This is a genomic window from Catellatospora sp. NPDC049133 (assembly GCF_040648455.1).
Lineage (GTDB): Bacteria > Actinomycetota > Actinomycetes > Mycobacteriales > Micromonosporaceae > Catellatospora > Catellatospora aurea.
This window is the reverse complement of record NZ_JBEZDT010000016.1, coordinates 85283-101318: the sequence shown is the minus strand read 5'-3', so window position 1 is coordinate 101318 and position 16036 is coordinate 85283. Positions and strand designations below refer to the sequence as shown.

14 protein-coding genes are annotated in these 16036 nt (G+C 69.3%); 1 reads left to right on the top strand and 13 read right to left on the bottom strand.

From position 1 onward, the window contains the following. Position 1: 1 nt before the first annotated feature. The 12 genes from AB0B35_RS19720 to dnaE form a co-directional block, all read right to left on the bottom strand. The gene (locus AB0B35_RS19720) at positions 2-1273 is read right to left on the bottom strand and encodes an ABC transporter substrate-binding protein (RefSeq protein ID WP_361047507.1); all 1272 of its coding nucleotides are present in this window, start codon (positions 1271-1273) and stop codon (positions 2-4) included. Between the two features lie 101 nt (positions 1274-1374). Then, positions 1375-1872, bottom strand: a complete 498-nt coding sequence (locus AB0B35_RS19715; RefSeq protein WP_361047293.1) for a hypothetical protein — start codon at positions 1870-1872, stop codon at positions 1375-1377. Positions 1873-1875: 3 nt separating this feature from the next. After that, on the bottom strand, positions 1876-2304 hold the full coding sequence (locus AB0B35_RS19710) for a roadblock/LC7 domain-containing protein (protein ID WP_361047291.1): 429 nt from the start codon (positions 2302-2304) through the stop codon (positions 1876-1878). Beyond that, positions 2301-4682, bottom strand: a complete 2382-nt coding sequence (locus AB0B35_RS19705; RefSeq protein ID WP_361047288.1) for a nitrate- and nitrite sensing domain-containing protein — start codon at positions 4680-4682, stop codon at positions 2301-2303. Before AB0B35_RS19705 ends, AB0B35_RS19710 begins: the two co-directional genes overlap by 4 nt. Before the next feature lie 104 nt (positions 4683-4786). Next, positions 4787-5335, bottom strand: coding sequence for an ATP/GTP-binding protein (locus tag AB0B35_RS19700; RefSeq protein ID WP_361047286.1), 549 nt, complete (start codon positions 5333-5335; stop codon positions 4787-4789). Positions 5336-5875: 540 nt separating this feature from the next. After that, positions 5876-6841 carry a phosphotransferase gene (locus AB0B35_RS19695; RefSeq protein WP_361047284.1) on the bottom strand — a complete coding sequence of 322 codons (966 nt, stop codon included), beginning with the start codon at positions 6839-6841 and terminating at the stop codon, positions 5876-5878. Beyond that, positions 6808-8103 carry a hypothetical protein gene (locus AB0B35_RS19690; RefSeq protein WP_361047282.1) on the bottom strand — a complete coding sequence of 432 codons (1296 nt, stop codon included), beginning with the start codon at positions 8101-8103 and terminating at the stop codon, positions 6808-6810. Before AB0B35_RS19690 ends, AB0B35_RS19695 begins: the two co-directional genes overlap by 34 nt. A gap of 175 nt (positions 8104-8278) precedes the next feature. Continuing rightward, positions 8279-9802, bottom strand: coding sequence for an asparagine synthase-related protein (locus AB0B35_RS19685; protein WP_361047280.1), 1524 nt, complete (start codon positions 9800-9802; stop codon positions 8279-8281). 61 nt (positions 9803-9863) lie between these two features. Beyond that, the gene (locus AB0B35_RS19680; RefSeq protein WP_361047278.1) at positions 9864-9998 is read right to left on the bottom strand and encodes a hypothetical protein; all 135 of its coding nucleotides are present in this window, start codon (positions 9996-9998) and stop codon (positions 9864-9866) included. 219 nt (positions 9999-10217) lie between these two features. Further along, positions 10218-10802, bottom strand: coding sequence for a hypothetical protein (locus AB0B35_RS19675; RefSeq protein WP_361047275.1), 585 nt, complete (start codon positions 10800-10802; stop codon positions 10218-10220). 425 nt (positions 10803-11227) lie between these two features. Further along, on the bottom strand, positions 11228-11605 hold the full coding sequence (locus AB0B35_RS19670; RefSeq protein WP_361047272.1) for a DUF6300 family protein: 378 nt from the start codon (positions 11603-11605) through the stop codon (positions 11228-11230). After that, complete coding sequence (gene dnaE / locus AB0B35_RS19665) at positions 11602-15123, bottom strand: DNA polymerase III subunit alpha (protein WP_361047270.1); 3522 nt, start codon at positions 15121-15123, stop codon at positions 11602-11604. Before dnaE ends, AB0B35_RS19670 begins: the two co-directional genes overlap by 4 nt. 172 nt (positions 15124-15295) lie before the next feature. Here dnaE and AB0B35_RS19660 point away from each other — a divergent pair, with 172 nt between their 5' ends. Then, entirely contained in the window at positions 15296-15535 is a 240-nt protein-coding gene (locus AB0B35_RS19660) for a hypothetical protein (protein WP_361047267.1), read from the top strand. Here the strand turns inward: AB0B35_RS19660 and AB0B35_RS19655 are convergent. Then, the gene (locus AB0B35_RS19655; RefSeq protein WP_361047264.1) at positions 15525-16031 is read right to left on the bottom strand and encodes a hypothetical protein; all 507 of its coding nucleotides are present in this window, start codon (positions 16029-16031) and stop codon (positions 15525-15527) included. The genes AB0B35_RS19660 and AB0B35_RS19655 overlap by 11 nt on opposite strands. Between the last annotated feature and the right edge of the window lie 5 nt (positions 16032-16036).

The window sequence follows — 16036 nt, the reverse complement described above, 5'->3', positions numbered from 1 at the left end:
GTCAGGATCCGAGCGTGGCGAGCTCGGCGAAGCGGACGTTGGCCAGCACGCCGCCGTCGTCGTCGACCTTGCGCAGGTACCAGCGCTGCACGGGGGTGTGGTTGACCGGACCGAACTGCCAGGGACCGCGCGGGGAGGGCACCTCGCCGATGCGCGGCAGCGCCCTGAGCAGCGTCTCGGAGGACACCGGGCCCACCGGACCGGCAGGGGTTGACGGGCTTGCCGATGCCGCCGGGGAGCTTGCGCCGGACGTCGGTGCGCCGAGGCTGGGCGCGGCCGAGGCGGTGGGGGAGGCGGCCGGGATCGGGCCGCCGCCGTGCATCGCTTCCCGGATGGCCATGTCGAGCACGAGCGCGGCGTCGTAGCTGGTGACGTGGTAGATGTTCGGCGTCGCTCCGGCGTAGGCGGCGGAGAACGCGGACACGAACAGCCGGTTGGCGTTGGTGTCGAGGTTGTAGGCGTAGTTCATGACGGTCCAGATGCCGCGGGCGGCTTCTCCTTGGGCCGTCAGCACCGCGCCCTCGGTGAGGAACCCGGCGCCGTACAGGGGCAGGTTGATGCCGAACTGCCGGTACTGCTTGACGAACTCGACCGCGCTGGATCCGGCGTAGAACGTGTAGACGGCCTTGGCGTCGGACTGCTTGATCTTCGCCAGGAACGGTTCGAAGTTCGTGGTCGGCGGCACCCAGGGGGTCCAGGTCGGCTTGCCGTCCGGGTTGGCCAGCTTGCCTCCCTTGCTGGTGAACGCGTTGACGAAGCCGCCGATCTGGTCGTGGCCGCCGATGTAGTCCGGTCCGATGACGAAGACGGGCCCGTTGACGGTGGTGCGGATGTGCTCGGCGATGGCCGCTCCGGTTTCCTGGCTGAGCCAGGAGGTGTGCCAGATGTAGGTCGGGTCGGTCACCGTGCTCGGACGGCCGCCGGTGCCGATCAGCGGGATCTTGGCGGCGCGCAGCATGGGGTCCAGGGTCTGGACGGTGTCGGCGGTGGCACCGCCGACGATGATGTCGACGCGGTCCTGCTCGATCAGTTTCTTGGCGGCGGCGCGGGCCTGTTCCTTTCCGTCGCCCTCGTCGGCCTCGACGACCGTGATCGGGCGGCCGTTGAGGACGTTGCCGTGCTGCTGCAGATAGAGGTTCCAGCCCTTCAGCATGTCGTCGCCGATGGCCTTGTAGGGACCGGACTTCGGTATGAGCAGCCCGACGCGTACGGCGTCGCCGGCGGGGGTGCTGGTGTCGGGGCTCAGCGCTGAGCCGGAGCACCCGGTCAGCATCAGGGCCAGGGCCACGGCTGCCGCCGCCGCCCGGGTGGGGATGTGGTTCACGTGGGTGAGTGCCTTTCAGGGGTGTCGGTCCGCGCCGGGTGGCGCGGGGGTCATTGGTGGGGTCGCAGCCGGCTGACCAGGTCGGTGAAGGCGGCCTGGGCGGCTGCGCGGTCGCGGACGTCGCAGGCGATCACCGGCACGCTCGGGTCGGTGGCCAGCGCTTCGCGTATCTCGGCGGGGTGGTGGCGGACCGGGTCGCCGAAGCGGTCGACCACCACGGCGTATGGCAGTCCGCTGCCGGCGGTGGCGTCCAGGAGGGGATATGCCTCCGGCAGCCGGCTCGTCGGCACCACGACGATGACCGCGTGCGCGCCGATGAGGGTGCCTGGCCAGACCAGCCACCAGGCGCTCTGCGCCAGTGTGAACAGGTAGACCACCGTCGTGCCGAGGGTGCGTCTGCCGAACTCCCGGCCGACGGGACCGGTCACCGGCAGGTCCGAGACCGCGGCGACCAGCGAGCTGGCTCCGCCGCCCGGCGGCCCCACCACGACGATCTTCATCGTGGTGGGCCACGCCGGAGGGTGCGCGGTGGCGGCTGCGGTCGGCATGGGTCATCCGCCGTTGCGCTGCCCCGGCTGGATCGCCGTGCCGAGCTGATTGGCGATCTCCGCCAGGTGGAAGGCGGTCTGGCCGGTGTCGCCGTCATGGCGGGTGATCGCGGCGAAGGCGGTGCCGTCGGCGGCCGGTTTGATGACCAGGGTGCCTGCGGCCATCACCTGCATCGTGTACTGGTAGACGCCCGCGTCGAGAACGGCGCACGTCGCGTTGGCGAGGCTGACCTGCCCGGCCACGGCGGCGCTTAGCTGATCCGCCCGGTCGGCGGGCAGGCTCTTGGTGGCGGCCAGTACCAGGCCGTCGCTGGACATGGCGATGGCGTGCACGACGCCGGGGACCTGGGCGGTCAGCCGGTCGAGAAGGCTGCTGAACAGGGCGGTGCGCGCGGAGTTGTCGGTGCCGAGCAACGGGGTGTGGGCGATCATCGCGGGTCTCCTGTCGGGTGGATGGCAGTGCGTGCGGCGGCGGACAGGCCGCGCATCGCGGTGGCAACTTGCGCTTGCATGACGGCGGGGTCGATGACGTGCGCGCGGGCGCTGTCGGCCGGCGGGGCAAGGGTCGGCACGCGGGACGGATCTGCCGTCCGTCTGGGCAGTCCGCTGGCGGTCACTGGTCCGGTGGACTGCTGGCGCAGCGCTGCGGCGGCGGCCCACGCCTGGTCTGCCGGTGTTACGAATCCGTCGGCTGCCGCTGCCGGGTCCATCCACGGTGAGCGCGGTGTATCGGACGCGGCGGCTGTCAGCTGTCGCGGCGTTGCGATCGTGGGCAGAGCCGCGGTGGCCTCGTCCAGCGCTGCTGGGGCGGCTGCGGCCGCGGGACGCGCCGGGCGTCCACCGGCCGGGCCGGCCAGCCGGGCATGCATGGCCGGAAGCGCGGCGGCGGGCCGTGAAACGAGATTCCCCGGAATCGTCAGCAGCGCCACGGTCCCGGATCCGGCTTCGGCACGTTGCAGCCGCACGTTGAGGCGGTGCTCTGCGGCCAGGCGCCCGACGACCACCAGGCCCATCTGTCCCGGGACGTCGACGTCCAGCTTCGGCTGCGACAGCAGGGCGTTCAGGTGCGCCAGCTGATCAGCGCGCATCCCCATGCCGTTGTCGGTGATGCAGATGACCAGGTCGTTTCCCAGCCAGTGGATGTCGACGGCGACGCTGCTGTCGGCGGAGCTGTAGCGGGTGGCGTTGTGCAGAAGCTCGCCGAGCACGTGCACGACGGCGCTGACTCCGTGGGACCGAACGATCGCGGATTCGCTGTGGCGGAGCGTGACCCGCAGATAGTCATCCACCATGGAGCCGGCGGCCTGCACCAGCGACTCGACCGGCTCGTCGGCCGGGTGCAGGCGACCGAGTCCTGCGCCGCCTAGGACGAGGAGGTTGGTGGCCAGCCGCCGCAGCCGGGTGACCTGGTGGTCGATCGGGTAGAGCTTGGCCATCAACTCGTCGTCGGCGGATCGTTCCAAGGAGTCGAGGTTGTGGATGATGCTCTCGACGAGTGTCTGGACCTTCATGGCGAGCGTGACCACGGTTCCTGCCATCCGTGCTCGCGCCGACGCTTCGCCTGCGGTCGAGACCACCACCACCCGGTACAGGCCGTTGAAGGCTGCCACGACCTCGCCGACCTCGTCGCTGCCAGGCAGGATGATGGCCGGACGCGCGGTCGCTTCGGCGGCCAGGGCTTCGACCTGTTCCGGCTGGTCGTGCGCGGAGACGTTGCGGAACTGGGCGACCATGGCGGGAAGGCGGGTGGTGGCGATCTCCTGCGCGGCGCGTTCCAGCGTCCGCAACCTGGTGGCGGTGGACCTTGCCACCACGACCGCGGTTAACAGCGCGATGAGCAACGCGACCAAGAGCAGGCCGCCGGTGGTAGCCGCCTTGGTGATCTGCTGCTGCCAGGCGTCCTGCACCGAACCGGTGATATCGGTCTGCGCCGCGATCTCCACCTGCCGCAGCCGGTCGGCGCGTGTGCTGAGTGCTGCCGTCCACGCCGCCGCTCCACCGGGCAGGGCCAGCGGCTGATACGCGCCGGTGCTGGTGACAACGCCTTCCAACCGGGCGGCGTCGAGCGCCTCCGGACCGGTCAGGGTGCGGCTGAGCAGCGTGCGCCACTGCGGCCGCCCGAGGTCGTTGAACTCGCGCAGGGCGTCGTCGTACCCGCTGCGCGCGGCCGCGATGTCCTGCGCCAGTGACGGGGTGAGAGTGCCGATGGCGAGCGTCTGTAGCACGGCCACGTGTTGCTGGCCCAGGCTCTCCTTGGCGCGGGCCAGCGCCGCGGCGGCGCGGATCTCATCGGCGAGGACGGGGTCGACGCCCGCCTGCGCGGCGGTTTCCTGGTAGGTGACCAGGTCGGCGACGAGGATGCGGTAGGAGAAGGTCGCCGAGGACAACGCGATGGGTTTGGACTGCCCCATCCGCGCTCGCTGGCCGTCGAGGTCGGCCAAGCCCGCGTCGATACGGGTCAGGATGGCAGCGACGGCGGCGGGCGGATCCTCCAGCTGGGCGTATCGGGCCCGGAACCGGGCGGCGGCCTGCCCGGTCCGTTCGACCTGCTGACCGTAGGCGGCGGCTACCTGCTGGCCGGCGTCGGGCAGCAGCAGCGCGGCGACCCCGGCCCGCTCGGCCTGCAGTTCGTGGGTGAGGTCGCCGGCGGCGGCGGCGACCTCCACCAGTGAGCGTGTCTGAGCGGCGTCGACGGCCGCGTCTACGGTCCCCTGCAGCGCGACACCGCTGGTGATCAGCGCGGCGGCTGCTGTCGGGACCACGATCAGCGCGGTCTTGGTCCGGATGGCGAGGTTGTTCAGCCGCAACACGGGTCTACCGCCTTCGCGTGTGTGTGCGCCGCGACGACGCGTCCGGCGGGCGTGGGTGGTCTGGTCGGCGGCGCCTTTGCCGGCGCTCGTGTGCGACGTGGCGCTCATGAGACGGGCTGGCGGCGGGCCAGAGCGTGCTTGACGGTCGTGATGAGCACCTGCTTGACCTGATCGCGTTCACGCGCGTCGCAGTCCAGCACCGGAACGTCCGGCGCCAGAGCCAGCGCATCCTTGACCTGCTCTGCGCTGTGCGACAGGTTGCCGTCGAAGCGGTTGATCACCACGATGAACGGCAGCCTGCGAGCCTCGAAGAAGTCGACGGCACCGAAAGAATCCGCCAGGCGGCGTGTGTCTACCAGCACGATCGCGGCCAACGCACCCCGCACGATGTCGTCCCACATGAACCAGAACCGGCGCTGTCCAGGGGTGCCGAAGATGTATAGGACGACGTCGGGCGGCACGGTGAGGCGCCCGAAGTCCATGGCCGTCGTCGTGACCACCTTCTGCGGGACGTGGGCGGTGTCGTCCATGCTCGACGCGACCGCCGTCATCGCGGCCTCGGTGCGGACCGGCTCGATCTCCGAGACAGCCGTCACCAGCGTCGTCTTACCGACGCCGAACCCGCCCGCGACAATGATCTTCGCCTGCCACACTTTGGCGATGTCGGCTCCGCGGTCGAGCGCGCGGTCCGTGTCAGTCGTTTGTGGACTTCCGGTAAGCATTCGTGCTGCCTGTCGTAGATAGCGGGCGGCCGTTGTGTCGAAGACAGCGAACCGCGTCCGCCGGGGTGAGTGAAGGGTTAGATCGCGCTCTCGGCGTACTCTCCTGCTCGCCAGGGGCGCGTATCCGTCTGTGGATCGCGGTGCTGACCTGCGCCCCTATCGGCAGAGGCCGGATGCGCGTGTGCGTGATGCGACGGATGGGAACACAACGCCCCCGAGGGCCGTGCGCCGCGAGTGCGGCGAGCGTCGGCGCGCACGGTGATGCGCGGGCAGACAGAGGTTGTCGCCGAGCACGTGGGTCTCCCATCCGCTCACCGCCTCGGTGGGCGGTGTGACACGACGACCCGGTCGTTTCGGCCAACCTGTCATCGTTCGGTGCGGATAGATCCTGCTCGGCGCGGTGATGACACCGATACCGCGCTGAGGTGACGCGACGGTGCCGCTATGGTGACGCCGCAGCCCGCGGCGGAGCTACTGGCGGTTCCAGAGCGCGTCGTCGCCGCGGCGCAGGCTGTTCAGGCGCAGTTCCAGTTCGCGGGCTGAGTCGGGGTGCCGGGCCGCTAGTTTGATCAGCGAGCTGAGGGTGCTGAGCTCACGCACGGCGCGCAGCAGGGGATAGCCGGGCCAGTCGCGCACGTCAACGCCGTATCCGGAGGCCACCTGGGCCGCGCTGCGTTCGTCGCCACCGAACCGCTTGGCCACCGCGGTGGGAGCGAGGTCGACCTCGCGAGGGCCGATGCACACCGAGTCCCAGTCCCCCAGCAGCCAGCCGCGGTGACCCTGCCCGGGTGCATGGAGCAGATTGCCTGACCACATGTCGGCGTGGATCAGGCCGACACCGAGCGCCGATGGCACGGTGGCCACCGCGGCCGCCAGGGCGGCGGCTCGCGCGGCGAGCCATTCCAGGGAATCTGGGTCCAGAGCCAGCGCTGCCGAAGGGGCCGCCAGCGCGTGTTGCAGGCTGGCCAGCGGCTCGTAGGCGGGCAGCTCGATCGGCGGCGGCGCGGGCACCCGGTGTAGCAGCAGCGCGAGGTGACCCAGCGCGTGGAAGTCGGGGGCCAGATCGTCTGGCTGGGGATGATAGGTCCAGAAGGTGACCGCCATAGGCGGCGCAGTGTCGTTCATGACGAGGACAGGGCTGGGTTCGCCTGAAGCCGCGATGTCCACCGGTGCGGCCACGGGGAATCCCTGGCCGGCCAGCCAGTGAGCGGCCGCCAGTCCCCGCTCGGCTCGGGACACTCCGTCGGGCCCATAGGAAACTCGCGCGACCACACCGTCTACCAGGTACACCGCGTTGGAGAAGTGACGGATCAGCCGTGCGTGGCGCGGGTTGAGGCCAGCCTGCCGGCACGCCTCGGCCAGCGCGGCTTCGACATCAGGCTGTTGACGCGGGTGGCGAGGTGTCAGGTCGTCAGCTGGGCCGGGGGAGGGGCGCACAGCGTCGACAGTGCCATAGCCGTACTGCGGACGTGGGCGGCGTGCCTGCTGCCACGCAGGTCGGCTCGTGATACTGCCGCTGCCAGCTCGGCGAGATGGCCCTGCAGCGGCGGCAGCAGCAGGGCGTCTGGCAGACGGGTCACAGGTTCAAGAGCTGCGCTGACGGCTTCCAGGTCGGTTTCGGGCCCCTGCGCGAAGGCGATGGCGAGGTCGAGCCGGGCCAGGGTCTCATCCCCGTAGGAACGCATGTCGGCCGGCCCTTGCTCATAGGCCCGGATCGCTGCCGTCGACCGCTCGCGGGCCTGCCGTACGTCGCCGATGCGCCGCAGGGCCGTGCCCGCGTAGTAGTCCTCCTTGGCTTCGACGAAGGCGACGATGCCGCCGAACTGGTCGACACCGAAGGCGTCATCGGCCGGCCGTGCCGCGATGAGCTCACGGCAGCGGGCAGCCTGGTCGAGCGAGTCCCGCACCGCAGCGGCGTTGCCCAGCCGGGCGTACGCGCGGGCCTCGATCGCCGCAAGCCAGACCTGCGTCGAGTCCGCCGAGCCTGAGGGCAGCATCTCCCGCGCCTGGCGGGCGGTCACCACACTGCGCTGCGGCGAGCCCGACCATTCCTGCTGCAGTGCCCGCACCGCCAGCGCCCAGGCCCCCACGCCCGGCAGGCGGGCCAGGTCGGCGAACCGCATGGCCGCGTTGGCGTGGACAGGCGCCTGGCTGATCTGACCCAGGTTGCCCGCCGCGTGAGCGAGCATCGCGCTGGACAGGCCGGCGATCAGGTACAGGGTGCGCTGGAACGACCCGGCCCGGGGAAGCAACTCGACCGCGGCGGCTCGGACGGCGTTGACGCCTGCGACCACGGGCAGCATCTCGCCGTACACGTATTGCTGCGCGAGCTGGCCGAGGGTGATCTGGAGCGTGCTGACAGCGATCCCGTCGACGCCCTGCCACATCGCGTAGGAAGCGGACGCCTGCGCGGCCTGTTCCAACGACCGGTCCTCGTCGACCGCTGGCAGGCTCGCGCCAGCGGGTCCGAGAAGGGCGTCGACCGGGTGCCCGAACTCCGCCTCCAGGACCCGGCAAGTCACCGGCATCGGCCTGGTTCCGACCTCACCGTTGATCATGCGGATGAGCTGGCGGCGGGAGAGAGTGAACTGGTTGGCGCCCATGGCGCGCGCCCTGCCGTCCAGTACGTCGATGACCTCGGGGTAGGACAGGCGTCTCGCGTCGATCAGTCGCCGCAGTAGCGTCCTGCTCTCCTGCACCTGCTCACCCGCTTTCGCCGACGCGGAAGATCGGCGCCGATCGAGGCGAACGGCCGATCCGGAACTGCCCATTATCCAACCACGACACGCGTTTTCGCCTGCTCGGCAACGTGTCGCATGGCAGCAGCATCGGCGGATGCACCTCGGCGGCACCGTGATGTGCGGCTCCGTGATGTCAGGACTCGCCGCACAGCGCCAGCTCCAGGTTGACGACCTCGTACAGCCCGGCAGTGAGCGCTCCGGTCGCCGCCAGGCGGTCGGCGGCGGCCCGCACGGCAGCGACGTCGATGAGCCCCAGGTCGCCCAGCCGCGGCTCGCGCAGCGCGTCGTCCAGGAGGCGCAGGCCGTGGATGGTCATGCCTCGTGTCATAACGCCTGCGAAGTTCTCTCGCAGGTGTGGACGCGGCCAGTCCTGGGGCAGGCCACGAGCGAGCAGCCGTTGGCGATGCAGTCGCCGGTCGGCCCTCCACCCCCGGGGTAGCCATTCGCAGAAGCGGACCACATCGGGCGCGGCCAGGATGTTGATCGGCCAGATGCCGCGACGGAGGAACACCGGCGCTCGGGATGCCGCCGCCAACAGGGTCGGCTCGTACAGGGCGGCCGCCGGCATCTGGGGCTCGGGAAGATCCAGCGCCAGGTGCCGTGCACGGGCCGACAGCAGCTCCAGGTCGGGTCCGGTCGCCGGTGTCGGCCCACGGTCCCCTCGTTCGGCGGGACGTAGCCCCAACAGCTCGTCGCCACCGATGCCGGTCAGCACCGCGCTGGCTCCAGCTGCCGCAGCTGCGGCCACGACCGCGTCCAGGCACTCCTGGTAGGGCTCCAGCATCGGGTCGGGGTTGCGACTGCGGGGCGGGATGCCGCACAGCGGTGGATACTGCTGCGCGTCGACAGTCACGTCATCGAGCCCCAGGAGGTCCAGCAGCTGTTGGCGGCGCCGGTACTGCTGTGCGCCGGCCGGGCCCGCGAGGAGCAGCCCGTACGCGCGCACGCCGGGCAGCTCCTCCTGGGCGGCGACCGCCACGTTGGCCGAGTCCAGCCCTCCCGACACCTCGACGAAGGCCGCGGCGCCGTCCAGGGCGCGGGCACGGACTTGGCCGCGCAGCAGCGTCCCGTACGCTGCCACCGGGTCAGCAGCAGGTGTCAGCGTCCTGGCGAGGTAGTGCGGCGCTGGCGGCGGTAGGTCGATGCGCACCTGGCCGCCGTACCAGACCGCGCTGGCTCGCTCGGTGACGCGGTGCACGTCGCGCCACACGGTGGCAGTCGAGTAGCGGTGCAGACGCGACAGGTATCTGACGGCTTCGACCTGGTCGATCCGCAGGGTGGGTTGGTGCGGGGCCAGGTCGCCGAGCCACCAGGACACCACCAGGCGGTCGGCGGCCGCCGTGACGTACAGGGGAGCGGCGCCGCGGTCGCCTGCCGACACGGTGACCATGCCCGCCGCCAGGCGGACGATGTGGAAGTCCGCCGGCCACCCCTCCGCCTGCATCCGCGTCAGGTCGTCGCTTGGGCTGGCAGTCCGGGGCCGGCCGTCGACGCGCTCACGCACGACGATGGTGGTGCCGCCATCGGTCTCGGCGGCAAAGGCCTCCAGGGCGGGATTCGCGAACGGCTCGATCCAGCTGGAACCACAGGCCCAGCGCCCGTGTTGCGCCGCCCAAGGGCCAGCGGCCGCGGCGATGGCGATCTCGGCCTTGAGCACGATCTTCTCCCGGAATGCGGTTGGGGCGGTCCGGCTGCCGGACCGCCCCAACGTTCGTTGATCAGCTCTCGTCCTTGTAGCCCTGGTCGTCGCTGCCGTTCGGCTTGCGTCCGTACGCGTCGAGCGTGGCGTCGGTGGCCAGCGCCACCGGGCCGTCGAAGATGGCCTCGGGGGCCTGCTGCGGCATCTCGGTCATGGGTCGGTCCTCTTCCTGCCGGGCGTCGCGATGACGCTGGGGGTGAAGGCACGGTGCTGTCATCACGCTAGGCGCGGCGGGGCGCACGCTCCATCCTGTTTCACGTTTATTCAGGTTGTCCGGCGTGCCGCGCCGCTGGGCCTCTCCCGTACCGGTTTTGGCGGCCAAGCGGCGTGAAACGTGCCTTTCCAGCCGGTGGATGCCCGGATCGAGCGGAGGTCAGCGCAGCGACTGCGCTAGCCAGGAACGCAGTCTGAATCCAGTGGTCAGTGCTGAGAGGGCGTTCCGTTGCAGAACCCGATCCATGGCGAAGGCGAAGATTTCCTTGTTTTCTCCGCCATAGCCATGCTTTTCCTCGAACTCTGCCGAGAGTTCCGAATGCCCAATCTCCTGTATGAGCTCAAGCGTCCGCTGCCGCAGCGCGGTGTCGGACTCCGAATGCCCGTAGTGGTACAGGGTCTTCCGGTGATCGTTGAGCTCGCGCAATTCGCCCAGGATCTCTGGAGGCATCAGCCCCTGGCTCGCGCAGTATGTGACAAGTGCGCCCAGCCCCCAGCGATGGGCCGCTGCGGGGGCAGACCCGGATGCCGCGAGCATCGATGCGAGGTCCCGCTCACAGCTGGCGTGCACGCAGAAGATCGTTCCCGCGTCCGCGGCGTTGATGTAGCAACGGACCGCGTCAGACAGCAGGTAGCTGTCCTCGGGGTCAACCGCTAGGGCGAGCCCCAGAGGGGAGTCCATTACCCTCATGGCGGCCCTGATTTCGCCGCGACGTCTTTCCTGCTCGGCTTGAGAGTCAGCCATGGGCCTTCCTTCATCTCACGCGTCTGGCGCGATCCGCGCGTCCCGGCCGCGCCACGCGATACTGGCACGCGCTGGTGCAGGATGTGGGCGCGGGAGGACCGGGGTTGAACGAGGTGTGCTACGACGAGGACGGCGTGTTGCAGCCTTTGGGCCATGACTGGTCCGCCTGGGTCGATCGTCCTACGGCCCTGCCCACGCGTCCTGGTCGGGCACAGCGGTTGCGATGGTGCGGCACATGCGGTGTAACCGATTCGGAGCCGCCGCTGGTGGTTATCAGAGCCGCCGTGGCGATGGGCATCGTCTAATACACGCAGAGCACGTCGTGCGATCGATGGGCATGCCGTATGGCCTGCCTGCGGCGATACGAGCGGCGGAGAGTCGCCTTCCATCTGGGCGCGCATTCCTCGGAATACGTGCCCGCTGCGTCAATCGAACTCGCCCCGCCGCCACGCTGCCAGGTCAGCCTCGTACGCCTCCTCCGACAGCTGAGGGATCGACGCGTGGGGCAGCCAGTCGCCAAGGAGTTTGGCGAACTCCGCGAGAATGTCCTCGTCGGCGTGCCAGCCTGGCTGGCCGAACTGTTCGTGCCAGCGCAGGAACATGGCCAGGGGGCCGGCGTGCGGATCCTCAAGGTCGCAGCTGGGACAAAGCGGCGCCTGCCGCCAGCCCACCGTAGTGGGCTTACCGGCGACGTCCCACGAGTGAGGCAGCTGTACGGCCACCACACAGCGGAGGTTGCATCGGTTGCAGGGGAAGTTCTGGCTGCCCACGACCAGACGGGCCAGCAGCGGTTCGTCGGTCACATCACCACCGACCCGGGGCCGAACATGGTCTTGAGATCGGCCATCAGCGATGGCGTGGCGTCCACGCGTACGCCCAGGCTCCAGAGGCTGTGCTGGCCGTGGGTCTGCATGCGCAGGTGAACCGGCCGCTCGCCTGGGCTGCGGTCGAAGGTGGCGCGAAGTTCCTGCGCGAACTCCGGTGTCACCCGGTCGCTGCGGACGTTGAGGACGATGGGCGCTGCTGCGCCGCTGGCGGCGTTGCCGACGTCGAGTACGGCCACGTCGGATCCGAACACGGTCAGCGCGCCGTCGCGCTCGTTGAGGCGCCCCTTGATCATGACGACGGTGTCTTCGATCAGTGCCTCGGAGACCAGCGGATACACCTTGGCGAAGAACATGACGTCGATGGAGGCGTCGAAGTCTTCGAGCGCGATGGAGGCCCACAGCGAGCCGTCCTTCTTGCTCATCCTTCGTTCGACCTTGCTGATGATGCCGGCGAGCTGGATCTCGCCCTCGGTGCGGCTGCCCTCGATCAGGTCGAGGATGCTGGTGTCGCGGTTGCGGTTGAGGATGGCCTCGGTGCCGTCGAGCGGGTGCCCGGACACGTACAGGCCGAGCATGTCGCGCTCGCGTTGCAGCAGGGTCTTGCGGTCCCACTCGGGCTCGTCGAGCTTGAGGTTGAGGCCGACCGTCGGCGCGTCGGCCTCAGCAATGGACCCGAACAGGTCGAACTGGCCGATGGCCTCCTTGCGCTTGAGGCCGGTGACCGCGTCAATGGCGTCCTCGTGGCAGCTGACGATCGCGCGGCGGGTGTGTCCGAGTGAGTCGAACGCGCCCGACTCCGCCAGTGACTGGATGACGCGCTTGTTGCATACCGGCAGCTCTGACTTGCTGAGGAAGTCGTCGAACGAGGTGTATGCGCCCTTCTCCTTGCGGGTTCCGACGATCAGCTCGACGACGGCTGCACCGACGTTGCGGACGGCACCGAGGCCGAAGCGGATGTCGCCGCCGACGGCCGCGAACCGCAGTCCGGACTCGTTTACGTCGGGCGAAAGGACCTTGACGCCCATTTTGCGGGTTTCGGCCAGGTAGGTGGCCATCTGGTCCTTGTTGTCGCCGACGGAGGTCAGCAGCGCCGCCATGTACTCGACCGGGTAGTTGGCCTTGAGGTAGGCGGTCCAGAACGAGACGATGCCGTACCCGGCGGTGTGCGACTTGTTGAAGCCGTAGCCGGAGAAGGGGACGAGCACGTCCCAGACGGCCTGCGCGGCCTCTTTCGAGTATCCGCGCTCGATCATGCCGCCGGTGAACTTGGCGTACTCGGCGTCGAGGACTTCCTTCTTCTTCTTGCCCATGGCACGGCGCAGCAGGTCGGCACCGCCGAGGGTGTAGCCGGCCAGCTTCTGCGCGATGGCCATGACCTGCTCCTGGTAGACCACCAGGTGGTAGGTCTCGCCGAGGATGGGTTCGAGGACTTCGCCGAGTTCCGGGTGGATCGGGTCCGCTGGCTTGCGGTTGTTCTTGCGGTCGGCGTATTCGATGTGACTGTTGGCGGCCATCGGGCCCGGCCGGTACAGCGCCAACACGGCGGCGATGTCGCCGAACTTGGTCGGCGCCATGAGTTTGAGCAGGTTTCGGATGGGACCTGAGTCGAGCTGGAACACGCCGAGGGTGTCGCCTCGGGCCAACAGTTCGTAGGTGAGCTTGTCCTCCAGGGGCAGCGCTTCCACGTCAACATCGATGCCGCGGTTTTCCTTGATGTTCTTGACGGCGTCGTCGATGACCGTGAGGTTGCGAAGGCCGAGGAAGTCCATCTTCAGCAGGCCCATTTCCTCGCATTGCGGGAATGGGAAGCCGGTGATGATTGCCCCGTCGGCGTCGCGTCGATGCACGGGAAGCAGGTCCAGCAGGGGGTCGGAGGACAGGATGACGCCTGCGGCGTGTACGCCGGTGCCGCGAGTCAGGCCTTCCAGCCCGCGCGCGGTGTCGATGACCTTCTTGACGTCGGGGTCGGTCTCGTAGAGGCCGCGGACCTCGGCGGCCTCGCCGTAGCGTTCGTGGCCCGAGTCGAAGATGCCCGTGATCGGAATGCCCTTGCCCATGACATCGGGCGGCAGCGCCTTGGTGATCCGGTCCCCGACAGCGAACGGGTATCCGAGGACCCGGGCGGCGTCCTTGATCGCGGCCTTCGCCTTGATCGTGCCGAACGTGAGGATCTGGCAGACCTTGTCGTCGCCGTACTTCTCGGTGACGTAGCGGATCATCTCGCCGCGCCGACGCTCGTCGAAGTCGAGGTCGACGTCGGGCGGGGTGATGCGCTCGGGGTTGAGGAACCGCTCGAACAGCAGCGCGTGCTCCAGCGGGTCCAGGCGGGTGATGCCCATGACATAGGCGACGATCGACCCGGTCGCCGATCCACGGCCCGGGCCGACGCGGATGCCGTTGCGGCGGGCGTAGTCGCAGATGTCGGCGACAACGAGGAAGTAGGCCGGGAACCCCATGTTGTCGATGACGTCGAGCTCGAACGCCACCCGCTGGCGTACCTCTTCCGAGGGGTTGTCGCCGTAGATCTCTGCGACCTTGCGCGCCGTCTCCTTGCGCAGCCAGGAAGACTGCGTCTCCCCCTCCGGGATGGGGAACGCCGGCATCCTGTCGACGTAGGTGAACACCTCGTCATACGGCTGGACGCGTTCGGCGATCAGCAGCGACGAGTCGCAGGCCCCGGGCACGTCCTCCCACAGCTGCCGCATCTCTGCGGGCGACTTCAGGTAGTAGCCGTCCCCGTCGAACTTGAACCGGTTCGGGTCCATCAGCGTCGACCCGGACTGGATGCACAGCAGCGCCTCGTGCATCGTCGCCTGGTCCTGGGTGACGTAGTGGGAGTCGTTGGTCGCCAGGGGAGCGAGATTCAGTTTGCGGCCGATCTCCAGCAGCCCTTTGCGGACGCGGCGTTCGATTTGCAGGCCGTGGTCCATCAGCTCCAGGAAGAAGTTCTCCGGTCCGAAGATGTCTCGGTAGTCGCTGGCGGCCTTCAGCGCCTCGTCCTCCTGACCGAGGCGCAACCGGGTCTGGACCTCGCCCGAGGGGCATCCGGTGGTGGCGATGATCCCCTGCGCGTACTGCGCCACCAGCTCCCGGTCCATGCGCGGCTTGTAGTAGTAGCCCTCGATCGAGGCGAGGCTGCTCAGCCGGAAGAGGTTGCGAAGGCCGGTCGCGTTCTCGGCCAGCATGGTCATGTGGGTGTAGGCGCCGTTGCCGGAGATGTCGTCGTCGCTCTTGCGCCCGCCCCAGTACACCGGCTTCTTGTGGAACCGGTCGTGCGGCGCGAGGTAGGCCTCGATCCCCAGGATCGGTTTGATCCCGGTCTTTTTGCCCATCTGCCAGAACTCGTAGGCACCGTACATGTTGCCGTGGTCGGTCACGCCCACGGCAGGCATCCCCAGCCGCTCCGCCTCGGCAAACAGCGGCTTGAGCTTGGCCGCCCCGTCGAGCATCGAATACTCGCTGTGGACGTGCAGGTGGACGAACGAGTCTGACACGAGGCTCCCCTTCAACGCGTCCCAGGCGAGGCGCTCCCCACCCTAGTCCGACCAGTCGTCACGATTCGAGCCGCAGCGCCGGGCAGGACCTCCGCCACACCAAAAGTGGCTTACCATTTATTCTCGCCCGCGCGAGGTAAAAATGGCAAGCCACTTGTGGGAGGATGTTCGGGTGGGCAATCACGTCGATCCGCCGCTGCCTGTTCGCGCGTCCGCCCGTGACGTCGAGCTGGCCAAGCTGACCCTGGAGCAGGCCGGCTGGACACTGACCGCCTTCGTCGGAGCGTGCGTGCGCGCGGTGGCCGCTGAGCCGGAGACGGTGTTGGGCATGCTGGACAAGCATCGCCCCGAACCCAAGCGGCGAGGGCGGCCGCCGGCCGAGCAGCGCAGCACCGCTGCCCCTAACGGCTGAGCACGCTGCCCTCGGCCAGCCAGACCGTCATCGTGTGCGGGTCGCGCAGCGGGGCGATGGAGTAGGCCAGCCAGCCGGGCGCGGCCACGGCTGCTCCGGCGGCTGCGGAGATCTTGAACGGTCTGCCCCAGGGCAGTCCGGGCAGCGCGACGTTGCTGGCTGCCACGCGCGGATCGTGCAGCGAGATCGCCCCGGAGTCCTGGTTGGCGTCGTTGCCCGTGCTGGCCACGACCGTCATCGCGAAAACGCTGGCCGCGCTGCGGGCCATGCCGAGGTAGTGCCCGGCTCGCCAGGTGGTCAGGCGGTGGCTCCAGGTCAGCTGCGCGTCGGGATCGACGGCGGCCGCCGCCTGTTCAAGGTCGGCGAGCACGCCCAGTCCGGCGTCGGTGAGGTCGACGTCACGCGCGGGATCCGCGAGTGCGGAGAGCTGGGCCAGGTCGGCGGCGTCGACCTCGCCGAGCCAGAGGCGGGTCGGCCACAGGGTGGTGATGTTCACGCGGC